Source organism: bacterium (assembly GCA_016789445.1).
GTDB lineage: Bacteria > Patescibacteriota > Minisyncoccia > Phycocordibacterales > UBA2100 > UBA10103.
The window spans coordinates 261,213-281,289 of sequence record JAEUQT010000002.1; the positions used below are offsets into that span (position 1 = coordinate 261,213).

Genomic DNA, 20,077 nt, shown 5'->3' on the forward strand with positions numbered 1-20,077 from the left:
TATGAAAAAATGGCGCGAGGCGGGTGAGAAAGCGCAGTGCGCTTTCGCAAGGGCGCAGGACTGGTCCGAGCCGGGACCGCACAAAATCGCAGCAGCGATTTATGTGTGGTCGCGCAATTTTTCAGCAGAAAAATATGCGTGACCAAGGAAAAACACGACAATTTCCCGAGGGTTTTTACTGGGGCGCAGCAACCGCTGCCTATCAGGTCGAGGGAGGTATAGAAACGACCGATTGGGCGCAGGCGGCACGGGAAGGGAAGGTTCCGAAATGCGGTCGGGCGTGCGATCACTACAATCGTTACGAGGAGGATTTCGATATCGCAGTGGAGTTGGGGCATAACTGCCACCGCATCTCCGTGGAATGGGCCCGAATCGAGCCTGAAGAGGGAAGATTCGATGATGCGGAGATCGAGCATTACCGCGTGGTCCTTTCTGCGCTGCGTGCACGTCGCCTCAAGCCGTTCATAACGCTCTGGCACTTCACGCTGCCGCAGTGGCTCGCGGATAAGGGAGGGTTCGAGCATCCTGACGCACCGAAACTCTTTGCGCGGTATTGCGAATATGTCACGAAGAAGCTCGGGAACGATTGTCGGCATTTCTCAACGATGAATGAGCCGCTGGTTTTCGCGTCGAATGGCTGGCGTCGCGGGAGCTGGCCTCCATTCAAGAAATGGCCTCTTATGGACAGGTTCAAATACATCCCGGGACACCGGCTTTCGGATGAAAACGTCAGCATCGGCAATGTCTTCAGGTATTTCCATATCGTACGTCAGCTGGTGCGGGCACATAACCTTGCCTATAAAGCCATGAAGAAAGCAGCCTTCGGCTGTGAGGTCGGTCTCGTGCATCAGGTCATACTCTTCCATCATGATGGCAAGTTACGGAACCGGATACTTGCGGCGCTCATGAATTGGCACTGGACACATAGTTTCATCCGCCGTGTATATCGACACAGCGATTCGATCGGCGTCAATTATTACCTCCACAAGAAATTCGGCGATACGAAAGTGTACGAAAAGACCGATATGGGATGGGACGTGTATCCTGAAGGCCTTTGCAATGCGCTCCTGATGCTCAAGCGTTACCAGCTCCCGCTGTGGGTTTCCGAAGCGGGTGTTGCCGATGCGACAGATCGCATCCGTGCCGATTACATTACGCGCCTCATCCGGTGTATGCATGTAGCCCTCGAGAAAGGGGCTGATGTACGCGGCTACATGTATTGGTCGCTCCTGGATAACTACGAATGGGCACAGGGCTTCGAGAAGCGTTTCGGCCTCGTAGAGATCGATTTCGAAACCCTTGAGCGGAAGATCCGCCCGTCCGCATACGTGTATAAGGAAATAATCGATGCCAATGCCTTGCTAGAATAGCGAAGTGGCAACGTGGCTCGCACTCGCGATCGGCGCGCAATTCATAACGGCGATCACCGTCTTGATCGACCGGCATATCCTCGTGCGCTCGGAGCATATCGGCAAACCCATCGTGTATGCGTTTTATGTAAGCCTGCTTTCAGGTTTCGTAATCGTCCTTGCGCCATTCGGACTCATTGCCGCGCCGACCATCGGTGTCGTAGGGTTCTCGCTTGCTCAGGCGTTCGGGTTCCTCGCGGCGATCTACTGTCTCTATGCGGCATTGAAAGCAGCGCGTGCCTCGGATGTCGCTCCGGTTGTCGGTGCGGTATCGGCGATCGTGAGCCTCGTCCTTGCGGGAATCTGGATCGAAGGGGATATCTCGGGCACGCTCGTCCCCCCGGTCCTCCTTCTCGCGGCCGGAACCGCACTCATCTCGCATTTCCATTTCCGCAAGCATTCGCTCCTTTTCGCGCTTGCGGCAGGCGCGCTCTTCGGCCTCACCGTGTTCCTGTCGAAACTGGTGTATCTGCAGACCGCATTCCTTGATGGGTTCTTCTGGACGCGGACGATGTGTATCGTTGCGGCGCTGGTGCTTCTTGTTATTCCGGCGTGGCGTTCCGCAATTCTCCATGGAGGCAGGAAATCATCCGGAGGGACGAAGGCGCTCGTTATCGGCAACAAGCTGCTTGCCGGAGTTGCTGGCGTCATGACGGCGCTCGCGATCTCGCTCGGCAGCGTATCAGTCGTGAATGCGCTTGCGGGGCTGCAGTTCGTGTTCCTTTTCATATTCGCGTTCCTCTTTGCCGAGTACATGCCGGTCGGCGAGGCCAAAAAGACCGGCTCACATGGCGGATGGCAGAGTGCGCTCGGCGTCTCTCTCATCGTACTCGGTCTCGGGCTCCTCTATGCGGTCCATGCACCGATATGATCCGATTTCTCTTCCATATCTCATTGATAGCGCTCGCACTCTTCGCGGGATTCGTGTTCTTTACGGTCAAGCCGATCGCGCAGAGCGTTTCGTACGGCATGTCGTTCAGTACGATGCATGCCGAGGAACTCGGGTTGGATTGGAAGGAAGTCTACCGCGCCGCACTGGATGATCTCGGTATCAGGAGATTCCGCATCCCCGCGTATTGGCCGGAAACAGAACCCGAGCGCGATCACTATGATTTCAGTACACTCGATTACCAGCTGAGTGAGGCAAAGAAGCGCGACGCGAAAGTCATCCTTGCGATCGGTCGAAGGCTTCCGCGATGGCCGGAGTGCCACACGCCGCGATGGGTGGGATACATGCCGTGGGAAGAGCAGAAAGAAGAGATCCGCCAATACCTGACGCTTGTCGTCGATCGATATCGGAATGACCCGACGATCACGCATTGGCAGGTGGAGAACGAGCCGTACCTCAATGCATTCGCGAATGAGATCTGCGGAGACCTCGACGAGGATTTCCTCATGGAAGAAATCGCGCTGGTGAAAGGGCTGGACCCCCATCGGCCGATCCTCGTGACTGATAGCGGTAATCTCGGGCTCTGGTGGAAGCCCTATAAGCATGGCGATTCGTTCGGTACGAGCATGTACATCTACTTCTCAAATCCTGAGCTTGGCGAATTCAAGACGAAACTACCGCCCATCGTGTATCGCATGAAGGAGCGTCTGATGGAGATCGCCTTCGGACCGAAGGAGACGTTCCTTATCGAGCTTTCATTGGAACCATGGCTTACGGAGCCGACCGCACAGGCTTCGATAGAAGAACAGTTCGCGCGGATGGACGCATCGAAATTCGATGAGATCCTTGCCTATGCCAAAGAGACCAGCTTCGAGCAGCAGTATCTCTGGGGGGTCGAATGGTGGTACTACATGCGCCAGAAAGGGCACCCTGAATTCTGGGAGAAGGCAAGAGGCATCTTCCGCCCGAATGCGGCACAATAGTGATATGAATCTCGTGTTCGATATCGGCGGGACGAACATGCGCATCGCGACCGCCGATGCTGAGTCCCTTGGTGAGATCCGGAAAGTCCCGACGCCGCAGGATTATGATGAGACCATCCGGGTTTTTGCTGCCATTGCGCGTGAAATCGCACCGCAAGGCATTGCGAAAGCCGCAGGCTGCATCGCCGCCCAGATCGATGAAGAACATGGCATCTACGATGCGGCGAACCGACTCCATTGGAACGGGAAGCATCTCGATAACGACCTTTCGAGCGCGATAGGCGCTCGCAGCGTAATCGGCAACGACTGTGCGGTCATCGGGTTAGGGGAGAACGTGCGCGGTGGCGGTAGGGGATCAGACGATATGGCGTACGTTACGGTTTCGACCGGTGTCGGAGCGGCGCACATCAAGAACGGTACGATGATGCCGTTCGACTCGTTCTTCTTCGGCCACGCTCCGATCGATGGTATGGAGCTGGAAAAGCTCATCTCAGGTACTGCCGTGCGTGCGAAGTACGGCATTGAACCGAAGGATCTGGATTCACTCGAAGAGAGGAACGCGTTGGCGGATACGCTGGCAAAAGGGCTCGTGCAGTTATGTGCGAAGTGGTCTCCCCAGATGATCGTACTCGGCGGCTCCATGATCGTAGGTCAGAATCCTATTCCTCTCGAACGAGCGGCGGCGACCCTCGGCGCGCTGATGTCTGATGCTCCTCAGCTGCGGATGGCTGAGCTCAAAGACGAGGGCGGACTTATCGGCGGCATGATACTTGCCGCGCGCTCATGAGAAAAAACGCCCTTCGGGCGGTTATTTCTTGCTCAGGATTTCGGCAACGAGCGCGAGGATATCTTCCGGGGTACTCATCGCTTTGACGAGGAATTTCTCCGCACCGAGCTCTTTCGCGCGGTCCATATCCTCCTGCTGGCTCAGGTTCGAAAGGATGACGACCGGAGTGGCCTTGGTGTCCGGATTCTCCTTTATCTTCTTCAGGATATCGAGCCCGTTCGCGCCGGGAAGGATGAGATCAAGAAGTACGATATCCGGCTTTTCGAGAGACTTCGTGATCGCCTCTTCAGCCGTCATGGCGTGGGAGACTTCGCACTTCTCGTTCTGCAGCTTCTTAAGAAGGACCGCCGAGAGGAACTGGTCATCTTCGACGACAAGGATCTTCTTACCTGCGAGCGCAGATATATCGCTCGTGTGGGGAAGTTGCGTGCGTACTTTCTCGAGAACCTCCTCCGGAGTGAATTGTGCCTTGATGAGATAGTCTTTAGCGCCCAATTTGATCATGCGCTCGATCTCCACCGGCTGACCGGAATTAGAGATGATGACGACCGGAATGTTGCGGATGCTCTCGTCGCGGGAAATCTCTTCCATGATCTCGTAGCCGTTCTTCGTCGGCAGAAGGATGTCCAAGAGGATGATATCAGGATGCGTCTTCCGGACGGTCTCGATGCCGACAGCGCCGTCAGTGACAAGACTTGCATCGTATCCGGAGGTATTCAATTTCTCGGTGATGACACTTCCGAGTACGGGGTCATCTTCGATGATAAGGACGCGTGATTTCATGCGATCGGTAGGGTTATGGTTAGTATGGTACCTTTACCGACCTCGCTCGTAAAGCCGATAGTCCCCTGATGGTGGTCGATGATGTTCTTGGCGATATAGAGACCGAGGCCTGAGCCGACGGTTTCAGTGAGGACGGCATTCGGCGCGCGGAAGAAGCGCTGGAAGATCTCTTTCTGATGTTCCGGTGGGATGCCGATACCGGTGTCTTTCACGCTCACCTCAACAGACTTCTCTTTCTTCTTCACGTCGATGGTCACGGAGCCGCCAGACGGCGTGTATTTGATCGCATTCTCAAGGATGTTCTGCACGACGACGCGCATGTTCTGGGGATCGATGGAAAGCGGCGGGACTTCCTCACGTGCGCCGTATCCGAGGTGGAGTTTGCGATGTTCGGCGAGAGGATTCACCTCGATGAGGATGTTATCGATGAGGTCGATGAGATTTGTCGGCTGGAAGGAGAACCGCATCGTACCGCTCTCCAGGCGATCGGCTTGGAGGAGATCGTTGATGAGCGTGATCATGCGCTCGTTGCTCTCGTAGGTTTTCAAGAGATAGGTGCGCTGCTCTGGCGTGAGCTGCCCCATTTCGCCGTTAAGCAGCATCGAGAGGGACCACTTGATGCCGGAGAGCGGCGTGCGCAGCTGGTGGGTGACGAGGGCCACGAATTCCGACTTCATCCTATCGAGCTGTTGCAGCTTCTCGTTTGCGCGGCTGAGCTCGAGGTCGCGCCGGATGAGGAGCTTCGCGCCGTGATCGAGCTGTGAATTGAGGCGCTTCAGGTCGTCGATCTGTTCCGGCGTGGAGGCGAAGGCCGGCATGATCGGCGGCTGTTTCGGGGCAAATATCTGGGTGCGGAAAAAAGCCACAACATACACCGCGGCGACGGCGATGAGTCCGGCGATGCGCCAGTCGCGGGTGAAAAGGATGATAAGGATAGCGGCGAGCGCGATCGAGCCGAGAACCAGGATTTCCTTACGCGTCGCCTGCATAGCATTATTCGCCGATCACGCAGATGACGACGGTCTCGTTGTGGAATGCCGGGTTGCAGCGCTCGATATTGCGGATCTCGCCGCCCAGTGGTGCCTGCTCGCCGTAGGTGTAGAAACCGATGAGCGGGACTTGCGAACCGATCATCTCCTGGATGGCACTGATCTCGTCGCCGGCGTGCTCGCCGAAGAGCTTGTTACGCGCGATGCAGTTGAAGATAACGACGAACTTCGCCGTCGCTCCTTCGAGCTGGTCCATGGCGTTCTTCGCTGCTTCTTTAGCCACCGCGACGGCATTCTCGCGACTGCCGACCATGAGCTGGATTTCCGATCCCATAGGCATTTCCGCCGCGCAGGTGATCGAGCCCTTGTCGTTGACGGTGAGCGGATCACGGATGAGCATTTCATCGCTGCCTTCGACACGCATCCCGAGAGGGTAGGTGATGGCAAGCTTCGCGAGCGTTTCCTGCTTCAGAACCTTCGCTTCCTCTTCGCCGAAATATTCCTCGTAGATATGGATCGCCGGCTTGCCGTCGAGTTCGTGTACCGTCGCTCCTTCGGATTTCGTGACCTTCTTCGGTGCGCCGACCGGAATCCAGCCGTGCTTCACGCCGATACCTATCTTGAATTCGCCGGTGAGGCCTAATCCGACGACCGCTCCGGAATAGACTTTGTCGTTAAGATGCTGGTACGTCTTTTCGAATTTGAAATCGTCGCCGGAAGCGCCGCCGACGACCGGGAAGTGTTCACCTAAAGCCGCGAGGGCGCCACGCACGATATCAGCTCCGTTGCCGGCAAGTACGTCAGGAAACATCATGAATGCCTTAAGCGCTTCCTGGGCTTTCGCCTTCACGTCCTCGGCGGCTTTCTTGCCCGCCGCGAACGCGTCGGCGGCGATATCCTCGCCGACGCCGCCGAAGAAATGGATGCTATCCGAGGCGATCGCCATGACGGCGACCGAATGACGCTTCGCAGGGCCAGCGGTCGTGATCTCTCCGGCCGTGGTGGAGCCGACAAGAATGGCGTTGCCGCTCACCGAGCGGACCCCTGCGTTCACCTGCTCTTGATTGTAGTGGGATGATGCGCAGATGATAACGAGACCGGGTTCGACGCCGACGGTATTGACCGCTTGCTGTGCGGCATTTACCCCGACGATGTAACTATCTTCACCCTCTGCGAGACCGACGCCGACTTTTGTAGACATACCGAAAGAGAAAACGAGTAATGTGCATCGATTTTATCACGCACCGATGGAGGAATCGTCGCTATCCACTCAGAAACCGGCGCCGGGTTTGGCGAGGTATTCGAGCTCTTTCTTCGTCGAGCGACGCTTCAGGATCGCATTGCGATGGGGGAAGCGTCCGTAGGTATCGATGACGCGCTTATGTTCCTTGGCGTACCAGAGGTTCTCTTTCATCTTGAGTTTGGTGAAAAGCGCGACGGATTTCGCTTGGTCTGATCTCTTCTCCGAATGCATGAGCGGCATATAGAGGAAGATGCGTTCCAGCGGATGCAGCTTCCTATCCTCACGATTCTTCAATGCCTCCTTCGTAAGGCGCAGTGCGTATGCATCGGCCGCAAACGAGCGCGCATCTCCGCGGAAGATGTTCCGGGAGAACTGATCGAGAAGGATGATAAGAGCCAGCCGTCCGCGCGGCGTTGCCGCCCATGCTTTCAGGCGGCCTTTCTTTGCCTGCTCCAGTGCCTTACCGAATCTCTCTTTGATCTTCCGATCAGTCGCAAAGCTTTTCTCGAACCAGAATCTCTTGAAACGAGGAGTCCCGCCGCGTCCGAACCAGAATTCGAGGACTTTCTTCTCATCCATATCAACGGTTCAGCTTACGGAATGCCCATTTCGTCGTCTCGACGAGGGCGATATTGACGATAAGCCAGACGATGATGATCCAGGCGAGGGAGAGGGGGATCGCGGCGAGCTGGAAGATGTCGCGTAAGAAGGGCACGCTTACGCTCGCGATGATGAGTATCGTCCCGAGGCCGACGCTCATGTTCAGGTACCGGTTATCGAAGATGGGGCGTGAGAAGAGCGAGGCGCGGAGGCTGCGGAAACAGTACGCGACGATGAGGCCGTAGAGCGCGAAACACACGAAGATGAGCGAATGTACCTGTTCCTGCGGCAAGCCGATACGCAGGAGGAACCAGTACATGCTGAAAAGAAGCGCTGAGGTGAGGATGCCGATTCCGAGCGTGAGCACCTTCACCTCACGCGTCAGGATCTCCGCACCGCGTTCGCGACGGGAATCGTATTCCTTATCGAACGCATACGAGAGGGCGGGGAGGCTATCGGCGAAGAAGTTCACCCAGATGATCTGGAGCGCAGAGAGGGGAAGCGGCAATCCGGCGACGAGGGAGCCGCCGATGAGGATGACCGCATCGAGGCAGGTCGAGGTGAGATACACGAAGACCTTGCGGATGTTCTCGAGTATGCGCCGGCCTTCTTCGATCGCGCGCACGATGGTCGTGAAGTTGTCGTCGAGAAGCACCAATCCGGCGACGCTCTTTGCGACGTCCGTCCCACTGCCGAGGGCGATGCCGATATCGACTGCCTTCAGCGATGGCGCGTCGTTCACGCCATCGCCGGTCATGGCGACGATTTCTCCCGCTTTCTGGTAGAGCTTACCGATGCGCAGCTTATCCTCCGGCGTGACGCGCGCGAAGATGCGGATGCGTGAGATATCCGGCAGAAGCTCCTCATCGCTCAGACGGCGCAATTCCTCGCCGGATAGGGCATCGCCTTCGGGGACGTTCCAGCCAAGTTCGCGGGAGATCGCGATGGCGGTTCCTTTGAGATCGCCCGTGAGCATGACCACGCGCGCGCCGAGCGATTCCATTCTTTTGATCGCGTCCTTCGCTTCGGGACGTATCGGATCCTGGAAGACGAGGACACCGAGGAAATCGAGATCGGACGCGTGATGCGGATGTGCCGGACCTCTCTTCAGGGTGCCGTGCTTCTCACGCGGGAAGCGTGCGACACCGAGGAGGCGTTTTCCTTCGGCGCTGACTTTCTGGATGTGTGCGTCCATCGCGAGGTAGTCATCCTTGGTGAGACGGCTGCGCTGCAAGAGGATATCCGGTGCGCCGAGTGCGATGTATTCGTCCTTGTGGCGATGGCCGTTGATGGAGAATTTATTCGTCGAATTGAACGGCAGAAGCGGTATGCGGACCTTTGCTGCTTCGAAGACATCGAAACCGTGCGTGTGTGCGGCGCGGGCGATGGCGGTCTCGATCGGCTTGCCGGAGAAGCGCCATTCGCTCTCCGGAGCGTCCGCGTTCTCGAGCACGATGTCGACTCCCCAGAGGGCAGCAGCGAGGATGTCTTTCTCATCCGGTTTCAGGCTTTCGATAGAGCCTTGCTGTGCGGGGTCATCAAGCAGTTCCTTGCGTGTGCGGATATCGACGAGGCGCATGTTGGCTTCGGTCAGCGTGCCGGTCTTGTCGGTCATGATGACGCTCGCGCTGCCCAGCGTTTCCGCAGCGGCGAGGTTGCGCATGATGCCCTTACGGGTCGCAAGGCGTTCGACGCCGACGGCGAGGATGACGGTGAGTGCGATAGGGAGCGCTTCGGGGATAGCGCCCACTGAGATCGCAACAGCCATGAGCATCATCTCGAAGATGGGTTCGCCGCGCATGATGCCGAGGAAGAATATCGCCGCGACGAGGAACGTGATGCCCGCGAAGATCATCCAGCCGAGACGCCCGAGCGCTTTCTGGAGCGGGGTGTGCTCTCGTTTCGTGGTGTCGACGAGCTCGGCGATCCTGCCGATCTCCGTATAGCGGCCGGTGGTCGTCACCAGCGCGAGAGCGGATCCTTCAACCACCAGTGTCCCCGCGAAAACCATGTTCGTGCGCTCCGGAAGCACGGTGCCTTCAGAGAGCTCTTCAGTGATCTTATGTATCGGCAGCGACTCGCCGGTAAGTACGGATTCATCGACCGAAAGCTCGTTCGCTTCGATGAGGCGTGCATCAGAAGGGATGCGTGAGCCGTACGAGAGATGGATGACGTCTCCCGGAACCAGAAGGGTCGAGTCGACTTCCTGTTCGGTGCTGTCACGGATGACGCGTGCGCGTTCCTTTATATAGGTAGTGAGCTTCTCGAGCGTCGCTTCGGCACGATATTCCTGATAGAAACCTAAGCCGGCGTTCACGAGTATGGCAAGCAGGATGACGACGGTGTCGATCCACTCCTTGAGGAAGATGGTCAGCATCGCGGCGCCGACGAGGATGAAAATAAGCGGTGACGAGAACTGTTGGAGAAGAATCCCGAGGACCGTGAAGCGTTTCGGTCGCGGAAGAGAATTCGTCCCGAAGTGCCGTAAGCGCAGATCTGCCTCTTTCTCCGCGAGTCCGGATCGTGCTGAATGGAATCTTTCGAGGACCTGCTCCACGCTGAGCGCCCATGCGAATGTCTGCTTCTGCTCGTGCATTTCAGACATTATGGCATGCCTGCTCTAACCCCTGTCCCGCATGGGGAAGGGGATTTGCATCCTTGTCAAAAATATGGTAGTAAGCGGACGGTTTAAGGAACCCCTTCGGGTGCCGAAATGGCCCCGGAGGACGGCAGGCTCAGAAAGGAAAGAGAGCATGCATAGAACATTGAAATGGTTCGCAACGGCATTCATGCTTGCTGCGGTCGTATCGACTGCTGCAGAAGCGGCTGGTAAGGTGCGGAAAACAGAGATCTCGTACACACACGATGACTGGAACCTCCAGAGCATGGTGAGTAGTCCCTATGCGGGCAGTCGAAAGAAAGCGGCGTTCCTGCCTGGGCCGGGAACCGGAAAAGCTGGCAATCTCAGCGTTAACGGTCTCGGCGATCTCTATCAAGTGATCGGTATGGCATGCCAAGTCGGCGGCCTCGGACTTACGGTCGCATCGTTGGCAAGTGCTGCGGTCGGCAACGTACCGGGAACCGTAGTCGGCGGGCTCTGCCTTGCGCAGCAGCTCCTCGGACTTGGTATGCCTCCGCCTCCTCCGACCGTCGTCAGACTGCCGGATCGGCATCAGGTCATCGTGATCCCGATGCCGCAGCAGGAGACGCCTGGTCCGCACGAATACTTCCGTCCGGCACCGCAAGGTCCACCAGCGGAAAAGAGCGTGCCAGTGCCGGAAGGGATTCCGACGGCGAAAGCACCTGGAGATGGAAAATCGGCCGAAGTTCCGCCGATACAGAAGGCTCCGGTAGCGAAAACCAAACAGGAAGCACCCAAGGAAGCCCCGAAGGTGCGCATTCCTGATGGTCCTCAGCAGGATGCTGAGGCTGCTCCGTCGCGGGTGTCGCAGTTCGGTGCTCCGCGCCTGAATTCCGCTGATGTCGTTACGACCTTGCTCAGCCCGCTGAATAGGCGGTAAGAGCTGCCTGCAGCCGATCTTTGATCGGCTGCAGGAAACCTTTCTCGTGAACGTTATCCTTGGGATATGCATGTCCCCGGGAATGCCTTCACGAGGCATTTGATCTTCGAAGAAAGGACACATGATGAAGCGTTTTTCGCTTGCGATCGTAGCCGCGCTCAGCGTGGCAATGATGGCGATGCCGGCAGATGCCGGCCAGAAGGGCGGCGGTCACGGCGGCTGGAAGGGAGGTGGTCATACGTCCAAGACGTATAACAACAACTGGAATCGGAATTCGAACAAGAATTTCAATTTCAACAAGAATTCCAGCAGGTCGACGGCCAGCGTGAACATCAAGATGGGCAACAACTTCGATGTCGGCAGCGCCCTCAACGGCGCGGCCAGTATCATCGGGGCGCTCAATCCGGCGCCGGGGCCCAGCATCCGTGTCACGGGCGGCAATACGTACGTCCAAGTCGTCTTCGGCGGCGCACCGGCTGCATATCCGGTGGGTCCGATGAAGGGCGATCCGAGCGTCGTTACGACGCGTCCGCCGAACCCCTCGTGCCCGAGCGGCAAGGTCTGGTTCAACAATCCGGAAGATCCGGAGCAGAGCGGCTGCGTCTACAAGTAGCCTTCTTCAGTGCCCGCAGTCTTTGACTGCGGGCACATTTACTTTTATATATAATCGTGATATAATTATTCCAGTCGATTGCAAACGGAGGGTGACTTGAAAAACTTCCTATCGGCCGCATCCATGGCCATATTCTTTCTCTGGTGCGCACCTGCGCATGCGGAGAAATGCAATCTCGGCGCGGAAGTTCCGCACCGCGTATCCCTCTCGGGATCCGTGGTCGTGATCTTCCGTGATGATCAATGCTTCGGCGTCTACGAAAACGGTCGCATCGCGCATCGCGATGTGAGCGAGAGCGGTTGGTACGTTCGTCGGCCGCTCTATGGCTGGGCATCAACCGGCAGTGACGCAAACGCGACACCGCTGAGTGATCCGAGTCAGGGACCGCAGCGTGTCGTCCGGAGCTCGCGCGACCATCGTTCGAAAGAGATCCGGATCAAGGTAGGTGGCCGCTGGGTTGATGCGCCGATGCCGTTCGCGCTCTTCTTTGACGCGAATGGACGGGCGATCCATGCGGGATATGTCCGACGTGAACGTGCTTCGCACGGATGCGTACGGATCCCGATGGCAGCAGCCCAGGCTCTTTTCGACGGCTTTGATCATCGTTCGCTGCAGATCATCATTGTAAGTAACCGCGACGCATTGCAAGAGCAATGGGAGCGCGGATCTTCCAGTGATCCAATCGTCGCTACGGAGCGGCCTCGGAATCTGCAGGTGTTTCCCTGGAACGGAGTCAATTTCGGAGCACAGTTTCCGAATTTCGAATTCGAATCCGAGTAATGTATCCCGCGATCGAGCAATCGATCGCGGGATTTTTTCATACATGCTTCACCGCATGTGCGCATGCTTATCGGCAAAGGTCGATTATTTTTTCTCTAGCAAGGAATATGTATGTGGCAGCAATGGATTAATGCGCTACTCGGTCTCTGGATCGTGGCACTGCCGTTCATCGGCATACAGTCCTCGAGTGCTTTCACCTGGACGCTCGCGGTGAGCGGCATCGTGATTGCGCTTCTTGCGGCATGGGGTGCGATGGAGCAGCAGGAATCCGAGCGATATAGCATGGGTATGTAATCGGGAAGGCGCAGCGGGAGCATGCTGCGCCTTCTTCATGGAGCGTGGAAAACTTTTTGACCGTCACGGTCAGCGGCGCTAGAGTGACGACATGGGCGCTTGCAGGGTTCCGTTTCTCATCGGCCTTATGGCCGTTCTTTCATTGTGGGCGCCGGCCGCCTTCGCAGAAAGCGAGCAGGAAGCGGACGTGCGTGCTGCATTCGCCGATGTTCCGGCGATGATCTCCATCGCCCGTTGCGAATCGAAGTATACGCAGTTCGGCAAGGGAGGCACGGCGCTTCATGGCGGCTATGGCGGCAGGATGGTCGGTATTTTCCAGATTTACAGCGACGTCCATGCCGACTATGCGAAAGGTCTGGGCATGGATATCTATACGACCGAGGGGAATATCGCGTACGCACGGTTCTTATACCAGACGCAAGGAACCAAGCCATGGCTCTCATCGTTTCCCTGCTGGGGCGAAGACGTAGAATCCGCCGAGCGCGTCGAGGAAACGAGCGCACCCGCAGCAACAGCCGGTGTGTCATTAAGCGTAAACCTGAGTATGGGCATGGAACATCCGCAGGTCCTTACGCTCCAGAAGATCCTCAACACGAACGGATTCGTCCTCACCCACGACGGTCCCGGTTCTCCCGGTAACGAGACGAACCGGTATGGGGCTCTGACGCGTGATGCGGTGCGTCGTTTCCAATGCACGCAGAAGATCGTGTGCGACGGCGATGAGCATTCGACGGGTTACGGATTCGTGGGTGCGCGTACGAGGGCAGCGCTCCTTGGCGGGGCGATAGCGGCTGCGCCGCAGTCGAAACCTGATCCGGTGCACTCAAATGCTTCTGCTCCTCAGGCATCGAATGATGATGAGATTACGCGGTTGCAAGCCCAGATAGCTGAATTGACCAATGTGCTGGACGGGCTGCTCGCGACGCGCGCGTTGTAATGCGCGGTATACTCGGGGAAGTGCAAAGAAAGGAGGATATCCATGCAACGAATGTTGTATGTGCTTCTGTGCATGCTCTGCAGTATGCCGGCTGCGGCATATAAGTTGGTGCATGAGAATGACGAGGCCCCGTTCAAGTGGGGCAGTGCTGAGGTGGGTACCGGTGTGACGATCAGGTATACGCTCGCACGATCACGGTTCACGCTCGCCGGCGGATTCAGTCGCGCGGCGTGCGACACCATCGATTCCCTGCGATCAATGCTCGAGAAGAGCGGGGTTGCTGAGGATTCATTCGTGCGAGAGATCCAACGTGGGATCAATCAATGGTCCCGTGTCGCAAACGTACGCTTCGTGTATACGGAAGACGCTGCGGGCGCCGATGTGATCATCGGTGCCCAGGTACATCCCCAAGGCACGGCATTCGCGAATGTGAAAGCGGTATCTGCGGAACCGATGCGTGTGGCCCATAAGGCGATCGTGTGTATCAACCCGCAACGCGCTCTTGTCGAGAAGCGTGGCGATTGTAAGACCCGCTTCAACATCGCCTATCTCTTCAGTCACGAGTTCGGCCATGTTCTTGGGCTCGATCACCCGGCGCCGCAAGGAAGCCTGATGGCATTCCGCTGTTCGGAAGATCAGCACCTTACCGCCGATGATGCTGCAGGAGCGCAGTATCTCTATGGCAGAGCACAATAGCCCCGATCACTGATCGGGGCTATTCCTATGAACGGGCAAGAGGAGCGAGGATCTTCTCAAGATCGTTGATACCCACCGGTTTCGTGAGGTGGTGATCGAATCCTGCTTCCTTTGAGCGTGATTTGTCTTCTGCCTGACCGTAACCGGTGACCGCGATCATCGCGGCGGTATTGCCGCGACCACGCAACGTCCGTGCAACGTCGTATCCGCTCATGTCCGGTAGACCGATATCCAACATGATGATGTGCGGATCGAATTCGTCTGCCGCACGCAAAGTGCTCTCGCCATCATGGGTGAAGCGGACGCTGTACCCCTTGAATTCCAGGAGCTTCCCGAGTGTCTCGCTTGCCGCGTGATTATCATCAACAAGAAGCACGCGCGTGCCACTTGCAGAACGCTCGATACGCATTGGATTGGCCTCTTTCGGCATCGCTGGCTGGATCGGGCTGACGGTAAGAAGGGGAAGACGCACCAGGAATTCACTGCCTTTTCCTTCGCCTTCGCTTCGGGCTTCGATCGTGCCGTCGTGGAGTTCGACGAGGCGTTTCGTGAGGGAAAGACCGATACCGAGCCCGCCGCTTCCGCCGTTCTTTGCGTTCACTTGGAGGAATGGTTCGAAAACCTTCTGCAGCATGTGCCGCGGTATACCGATCCCGCTGTCTCTGACGCAGATAAGGGCCTTATCCTTTTCGCGAGCGACGCTGAGATTGATCTCGCCACCCACTTCGGTGTATTTCGCGGCGTTGTGAAGCAGATTGACGATGATCTGCTCCAGACGGATGGGATCGGCTTCGAGCAGCAGTGTCTCGCTGTGCGGGAGTGTCACGTTGAATGCGAGATTACGCTTCTGCATGTAGCCGCTCATGCTCTCCACGGAGCTGCGCACCACCTGCACGATATCCAGCGTGGTCTTCTGGAGCTTGAGCTTCTGGTGCGTGATGCGGGAGATATCGAGGAGATCGTCGAGGAGACGCGCCATCGTACGCACGCGATCGCGCATGGTGTTGAGCATGCTGGGGAAATCCTTCGCATCAGGGCCGCGGAGCGTAAGCAGCTCGATCGTGGAGAGAAGCGGCGCAAGCGGATTGCGTAGCTCGTGTGCGAGCGTCGCGACGAATTGCGTCTTCGCATCGTCTTCTGATCGGATCTTGGTGAGTGCTTCCTGCAGCTGATCGATGTGTCCTTGGAGCCGTGCGGTCGCTGTGCGGCGCTCCTCTTCGACGGCAGTGACCGTGAGGAAGATGACGGCGATGACGATAAGGAATATCTGCGTGAGGAAGAGAAGCTCTCCGGTCGGGACGTTCGTCGGGCCCGTCGCATATCCTAAGCCGGTACCGATGAGCGCAAGCACGCTCGTCCCGAAGAGCGCGAGCGTCATGAACCGCGATCCGAGACGAAGTGCGATCCAGAAGAGGGGCGGGAAGATCGCATAGACCAAGGGGATTCCGTTGATCTGTTCTATGGGCGTGAAAAAAAGGAATGCATAGACACCGAAAAGAAGTGTCATTGCCGTGACGATCTCAACGACCTCACGCCAAGTACGTTCGAAGATAGGATGTGCTATCCAGCGTATGAGGAAGGGTGCGAGTATGAGAAGGCTCATCACATGACCGATCCACCACGAACCGACGGATATCGGCATCGGATTGCCACCGAGGAACTGGTTCACTTCATACGCGATGGTGCCGATGGACGGGACGATGGTGCTCATGGCGAGCGCGACGGCGGTCAGCCAGAAGATGTCGCGCATCCGGCGCAGGCTCGCCTTGAAGCCGACGTACTTAAGAAGCGACGCTCCCGTCACTGCCTGTATCGAGTTGCCAAGGACATATGCGAGAAGAAGCACCATTGGTGTGCCGTGGATGGAATAACTCAACAGTGTGGCGAAGAAGATCGCCGGCCAGAAGCGGATGCCCGCAATGACCAGTGAGGCGAGGGCGATACCGCTATGGAAGGGGAAGATCGCGGGGGAGGAATAGAACGTGAATGAGAGCTCGGTGCCGAGGAAGACTCCGGTGAAGACGATGAATGCACTGATGACGTCCCGCAGATCAAAGCGCGGAAGCGAGACGGACAGGCGCGCTGGCATGGTGGCATTCTATGAATTCTGGGTGGAGAAGCAATGAAATCCCCTTCATGGAGAAGGTGTTGCGCTTTCGTGGAAAACGTGGTATTAAGACGAGCCTTCACAGGGCATTTATCACGGGGGGAAATAATCTTTACACGCTATGTCTATCGCACGTATTTCGAGCATTTCGGTTCTCATCGCGGCCCTCGTTGTCATGCCATCGTTTGCTTCGGCATTCGTCGAGTACGGCGCGTTCCGAGCGAGCCCGGCCCCGTACTCGCAGCTCTACTACCAGCCGATGTATGCCTACGCGGCTACGCCGGTACTCAACAAGTACCAGCAGGGCTCGGGATATGGCTACGGTTCGTACCCGAACTACGACACCAATCCTTCGTACTACTCGTACGCGAACAACCAGTACCTCCCGCAGTACGGTAACTACTCAGCGACGTATCCGCAGTACAACTACGCATATCCGCAGCAGTACAACGCTCCGTATGCTACCTACGCACCGTATGGTCAGAACGTGAGCATGTACGGTCAGCCGGTCCCGTATAACTACGGCTATCCGACCGGCGAGACGATGCCATGGCTCGGCGGTCAGATGTGCACCTTCCCGGATTACGAAGGTCGCGCACTCTGCGGCTCGAATCCGAGCCAGAAGGTTTACGATCACTGGACCGGATCCTGGTACTAAACTCATTCCTCAGAAAACCGCCCGAAAGGGCGGTTTTTTGCTAGAAGCCGAGTCGCGCAAGGAATGTCGCGATGGTGCTTGGCGCCTGCGGGGTTGTTGGTTTCGCCGATGCGGGAACATCGAAAATCGAACGGCCTACTTTTTCTCCCTTGATGTGCCGCGCGATCTTCGAGGCACCATGCAGTGAGGGAAGGATGCCGATGCCGTTACACCCGAGGTTGTAGAGGAGTACCGGGTTCTTCGGCTCCGGTCCCACGAGGCGTACGCCGTTCTTGGTGTAGCCCATGAGTCCGTGCCACGTGAAGACGTAATCGATTTTCTTGTTCGGTTCGGTGTCGTACGTGCTGGTGATGAAGTCATCGATGTCTTTGGCATGTTCTTCCGGATAATCGTCTTCACGTGAGTACGGTGTCGTGTCTTCAATAGAGACATCCGGCCCGCCGATGGAGATGAGGTTGTGCTGAACGCCTTTTTCGTATTCATAGGGGCGGCGGGTGAGATAGAAGTACGAATTATCCTCTTGGATCCCCGGATCGGTGAAGTAACTGATAGCGACCGGTGGCTTGTTATTCTTCTCCAGATAGCCCGACATGTAGCCGGTCTTTCCCGTCACCAGGTAGTGATACTTCGTATCGATATCCAAGCCGCTTTCATTGAAGATACGGAGATTCTCGAAACCATTCGTGCACAAGACGACGCGTGCAGCACGTACCGCGTGCTTTCCGGCATCCAAGACCGCGTGATCGCTGTGAAGCGCGATCTTGCCGATCGGCGAGTGCTCATAGATCGCGAAACGATCCTCGTATTCCTTCGCCAGGAATGCGACCACCTTCTCACAGAAGAGCGCACTGTTGATGACTCCTTTCTGATACGAAAGGACTGCAATGAAATCCGATCGCGTCGTCTCGAGGAGGTCCAGGATCTTCTCGCGCTTTACGAGCGAATAGAGACCGACGTAGCGATGGGGGATGCGTGAGACGAATCCGGCATCTTCGCGTATGAAGATACGTTCGATGTGTAAGCCTGCCTCTTTGCGGAGGCGGTTGTTCTCGAGCCGGAGCATGACCTGTTCCGCGCTCGTGAATCCCGTGCGACCCATGAATTTGAAATAGGGGATCTCAAGCTTCGCTTTCGCATAGATATGATCGAGTATGTCCCATGCGTCCTCGACATCCTTCTGGCCTTTGGCCGCGAGTTCGAGACCGAATTCGTCGGACAGGCTCCTGAGACCGCGTTCGAAATGTGCCACCACTTGTCCGGCGTTGTGTCCGGTCGCGCCATGCGCGATCTTCCAGCGCTCGAGTACCGCGACTTTCTTTGTGGTCTTCTCCAGGATCTCGAATGCGGTAGAGATTCCGGCGATACCCGCGCCGACGATAGCGACATCGGTCTCGATATCACGATGCAATTCCTCGTGTGCACGCGTAGTATCGAGCTGATGCAGCCAGGGAGAGACATTCTTCCTCATCGCGAACAGTATACCCGACGAGGTAAACGGATATTCACTTTTTTGAACACTTCACGCAGCGGCAATTGCCCGCCAAGTGCATCTCGAAGTATTCCTCGCCGTAATCATAGGAGAGCTCTTCTCCGGGCTTGATGGTGCGGAGGGCGAAGAGGTATACGCGACGGGCGCGGATATCGATCTCGCAGTTCGGTGCGCACGAATGGTTGATGAAGCGGGCCTTGTTCGCGGCTATGTTGCCGTCGATCATCGAGGTATCCGACGTCCAGAAGAGATACTTCCCGCGGTTCTCCTTGATCTGCTTCGCGGTGGCAGGGCGTCCCGTGTATTCGATGACACAGGCTCCTTTCGGTATACGCTCTTCGGTGAAGAGACCGCGACCGCTATGCGAGCGCCGCACGTTGAGCGTGAGAGGAAGGGGCTTGAAGTGGCGCTTCATCGGGGAAGGATACCATCCTTCATCCAGACCCAATCAAGTACCGTTAGATTGAGGAAATGAGCAGTATCAGGCAAAAAAGAGCCCGAGAAGCCTCCGAAAGGAGGGGTTCCAACGGTCGTCAGGAGCATAAAGGCGGTGCAGGGAGCTCCAATCGGGCTACTGGCGGCAAGCTCGCACGGTAGGAATCGGGCTGCCAAGCGGCACTTGACGGCCATTGACTTTAGGGCCGAATCGTGCTATTATGGCTCTACGTAAGGGTTTTTCCCTTACCCGCATATGAATCTCGCGATTACGACCCTAACGGGTCTTTTTGTTTGGTCGAGTGTGGCGACGTCGTCGGTCCTAACCACCCAGACGGCCCCAGCCCCGCTCGCCGAACCGGCACCGCTTGCGGCTGCCCCTGCGAAGGAAGTGTCCGTCATGCTGACGGGCTATAACGCCGTACCTGAGCAGACCGACCACGATCCGTTTACGACGGCCTCCGGTGCGTATTCCAATCCTGAGATTATTGTTGCGGTCTCCCGTGATCTTCGCTACGGCGCGCTTCCGTTCGGAACCGTCATCGCGCTTGAATATGATGGTGTCTCGAACAGCTGTGGCTTCCGTAAGGTGGAACACCTCATCGGCTACCGTGTCGTCGCCGACCAGATGCATCCGCGCTGGGAGAAGAAGATCGACATCCTGCTCGATCAGGAAGATACGGTCTCCATCGCGGTCAACGGCCAGCCTCCACGTGAGACGAATCCGGCTCGTGCGCTCGGCGAGTGCCGCGGTGTCACTGCCCGTGTGGTTGGTAAGATCGACATCAAGGACATCCCGAATTCCCAAGCGAAGCTTGCGGCGATGGTCAATCGTACGCTTGCCTCGAAGTAATCACTCACTAC

At 57.0% G+C, this 20,077-nt stretch carries 21 protein-coding genes; 13 read left to right on the forward strand and 8 right to left on the reverse strand.

From position 1 onward, the window contains the following. The first annotated feature begins 1 nt into the window (after nt 1). From JNK62_03185 to JNK62_03205, 5 genes are read left to right on the forward strand one after another with little or no spacing between them, the layout of a single operon-like run. On the forward strand, nt 2-142 hold the full coding sequence (locus tag JNK62_03185; GenBank protein MBL8158511.1) for a hypothetical protein: 141 nt from the start codon (nt 2-4) through the stop codon (nt 140-142). Then, the gene (locus tag JNK62_03190; GenBank protein MBL8158512.1) at nt 135-1,370 is read left to right on the forward strand and encodes a glycoside hydrolase family 1 protein; all 1,236 of its coding nucleotides are present in this window, start codon (nt 135-137) and stop codon (nt 1,368-1,370) included. Before JNK62_03185 ends, JNK62_03190 begins: the two co-directional genes overlap by 8 nt. Before the next feature lie 4 nt (nt 1,371-1,374). Next, nucleotides 1,375-2,280, forward strand: coding sequence for a hypothetical protein (locus JNK62_03195; GenBank protein MBL8158513.1), 906 nt, complete (start codon nt 1,375-1,377; stop codon nt 2,278-2,280). Continuing rightward, nucleotides 2,277-3,281: a beta-galactosidase gene (locus JNK62_03200; GenBank protein MBL8158514.1), complete on the forward strand. Its 1,005-nt coding sequence runs from the start codon at nt 2,277-2,279 to the stop codon at nt 3,279-3,281. The genes JNK62_03195 and JNK62_03200 overlap by 4 nt, the downstream gene beginning before the upstream one ends. Before the next feature lie 4 nt (nt 3,282-3,285). Beyond that, nucleotides 3,286-4,068: an ROK family protein gene (locus JNK62_03205; GenBank protein MBL8158515.1), complete on the forward strand. Its 783-nt coding sequence runs from the start codon at nt 3,286-3,288 to the stop codon at nt 4,066-4,068. Between the two features lie 21 nt (nt 4,069-4,089). Here JNK62_03205 and JNK62_03210 read toward each other — a convergent pair whose 3' ends face one another. The 5 genes from JNK62_03210 to JNK62_03230 all read right to left on the reverse strand — a co-directional run bounded on the left by JNK62_03210 (nt 4,090) and on the right by JNK62_03230 (nt 10,288). Further along, complete coding sequence (locus JNK62_03210) at nt 4,090-4,851, reverse strand: response regulator (GenBank protein ID MBL8158516.1); 762 nt, start codon at nt 4,849-4,851, stop codon at nt 4,090-4,092. Continuing rightward, the gene (locus tag JNK62_03215; protein MBL8158517.1) at nt 4,848-5,840 is read right to left on the reverse strand and encodes a HAMP domain-containing histidine kinase; all 993 of its coding nucleotides are present in this window, start codon (nt 5,838-5,840) and stop codon (nt 4,848-4,850) included. The genes JNK62_03210 and JNK62_03215 overlap by 4 nt, the downstream gene beginning before the upstream one ends. 4 nt (nt 5,841-5,844) lie before the next feature. Next, complete coding sequence (locus tag JNK62_03220; GenBank protein ID MBL8158518.1) at nt 5,845-7,041, reverse strand: FIST C-terminal domain-containing protein; 1,197 nt, start codon at nt 7,039-7,041, stop codon at nt 5,845-5,847. A 69-nt stretch (nt 7,042-7,110) separates the two neighbouring features. Beyond that, entirely contained in the window at nt 7,111-7,662 is a 552-nt protein-coding gene (locus JNK62_03225; GenBank protein MBL8158519.1) for a DUF924 domain-containing protein, read from the reverse strand. 1 nt (nt 7,663) lies between these two features. After that, complete coding sequence (locus JNK62_03230) at nt 7,664-10,288, reverse strand: cation-transporting P-type ATPase (protein MBL8158520.1); 2,625 nt, start codon at nt 10,286-10,288, stop codon at nt 7,664-7,666. Between the two features lie 148 nt (nt 10,289-10,436). Between JNK62_03230 and JNK62_03235 the strand changes: the two genes are divergently transcribed. From JNK62_03235 to JNK62_03260, 6 genes are all read left to right on the forward strand, one after another. Then, the gene (locus JNK62_03235; protein MBL8158521.1) at nt 10,437-11,204 is read left to right on the forward strand and encodes a hypothetical protein; all 768 of its coding nucleotides are present in this window, start codon (nt 10,437-10,439) and stop codon (nt 11,202-11,204) included. Nucleotides 11,205-11,325: 121 nt separating this feature from the next. Continuing rightward, nucleotides 11,326-11,817, forward strand: coding sequence for a hypothetical protein (locus JNK62_03240; protein ID MBL8158522.1), 492 nt, complete (start codon nt 11,326-11,328; stop codon nt 11,815-11,817). A 123-nt stretch (nt 11,818-11,940) separates the two neighbouring features. Continuing rightward, nucleotides 11,941-12,597 carry a L,D-transpeptidase gene (locus tag JNK62_03245; protein MBL8158523.1) on the forward strand — a complete coding sequence of 219 codons (657 nt, stop codon included), beginning with the start codon at nt 11,941-11,943 and terminating at the stop codon, nt 12,595-12,597. Between the two features lie 111 nt (nt 12,598-12,708). Further along, the gene (locus JNK62_03250; protein MBL8158524.1) at nt 12,709-12,891 is read left to right on the forward strand and encodes an SPW repeat protein; all 183 of its coding nucleotides are present in this window, start codon (nt 12,709-12,711) and stop codon (nt 12,889-12,891) included. 127 nt (nt 12,892-13,018) lie between these two features. Next, nucleotides 13,019-13,828 carry a peptidoglycan-binding protein gene (locus JNK62_03255; GenBank protein MBL8158525.1) on the forward strand — a complete coding sequence of 270 codons (810 nt, stop codon included), beginning with the start codon at nt 13,019-13,021 and terminating at the stop codon, nt 13,826-13,828. Between the two features lie 42 nt (nt 13,829-13,870). Continuing rightward, entirely contained in the window at nt 13,871-14,524 is a 654-nt protein-coding gene (locus tag JNK62_03260; GenBank protein MBL8158526.1) for a matrixin family metalloprotease, read from the forward strand. Between the two features lie 25 nt (nt 14,525-14,549). On the opposite strand, the gene JNK62_03265 is transcribed toward JNK62_03260, so the two are convergent. Then, nucleotides 14,550-16,613 carry a response regulator gene (locus tag JNK62_03265; protein MBL8158527.1) on the reverse strand — a complete coding sequence of 688 codons (2,064 nt, stop codon included), beginning with the start codon at nt 16,611-16,613 and terminating at the stop codon, nt 14,550-14,552. Between the two features lie 139 nt (nt 16,614-16,752). Here JNK62_03265 and JNK62_03270 point away from each other — a divergent pair, with 139 nt between their 5' ends. Next, entirely contained in the window at nt 16,753-17,289 is a 537-nt protein-coding gene (locus tag JNK62_03270; protein MBL8158528.1) for a hypothetical protein, read from the forward strand. A gap of 40 nt (nt 17,290-17,329) precedes the next feature. Here the strand turns inward: JNK62_03270 and JNK62_03275 are convergent, their stop codons facing one another. Continuing rightward, the gene (locus JNK62_03275; GenBank protein ID MBL8158529.1) at nt 17,330-18,757 is read right to left on the reverse strand and encodes an FAD-binding oxidoreductase; all 1,428 of its coding nucleotides are present in this window, start codon (nt 18,755-18,757) and stop codon (nt 17,330-17,332) included. Nucleotides 18,758-18,791: 34 nt separating this feature from the next. After that, complete coding sequence (locus JNK62_03280) at nt 18,792-19,193, reverse strand: SET domain-containing protein-lysine N-methyltransferase (GenBank protein MBL8158530.1); 402 nt, start codon at nt 19,191-19,193, stop codon at nt 18,792-18,794. Between the two features lie 276 nt (nt 19,194-19,469). Here JNK62_03280 and JNK62_03285 point away from each other — a divergent pair, with 276 nt between their 5' ends. Then, on the forward strand, nt 19,470-20,066 hold the full coding sequence (locus JNK62_03285; GenBank protein ID MBL8158531.1) for a hypothetical protein: 597 nt from the start codon (nt 19,470-19,472) through the stop codon (nt 20,064-20,066). Nucleotides 20,067-20,077 lie beyond the last annotated feature (11 nt).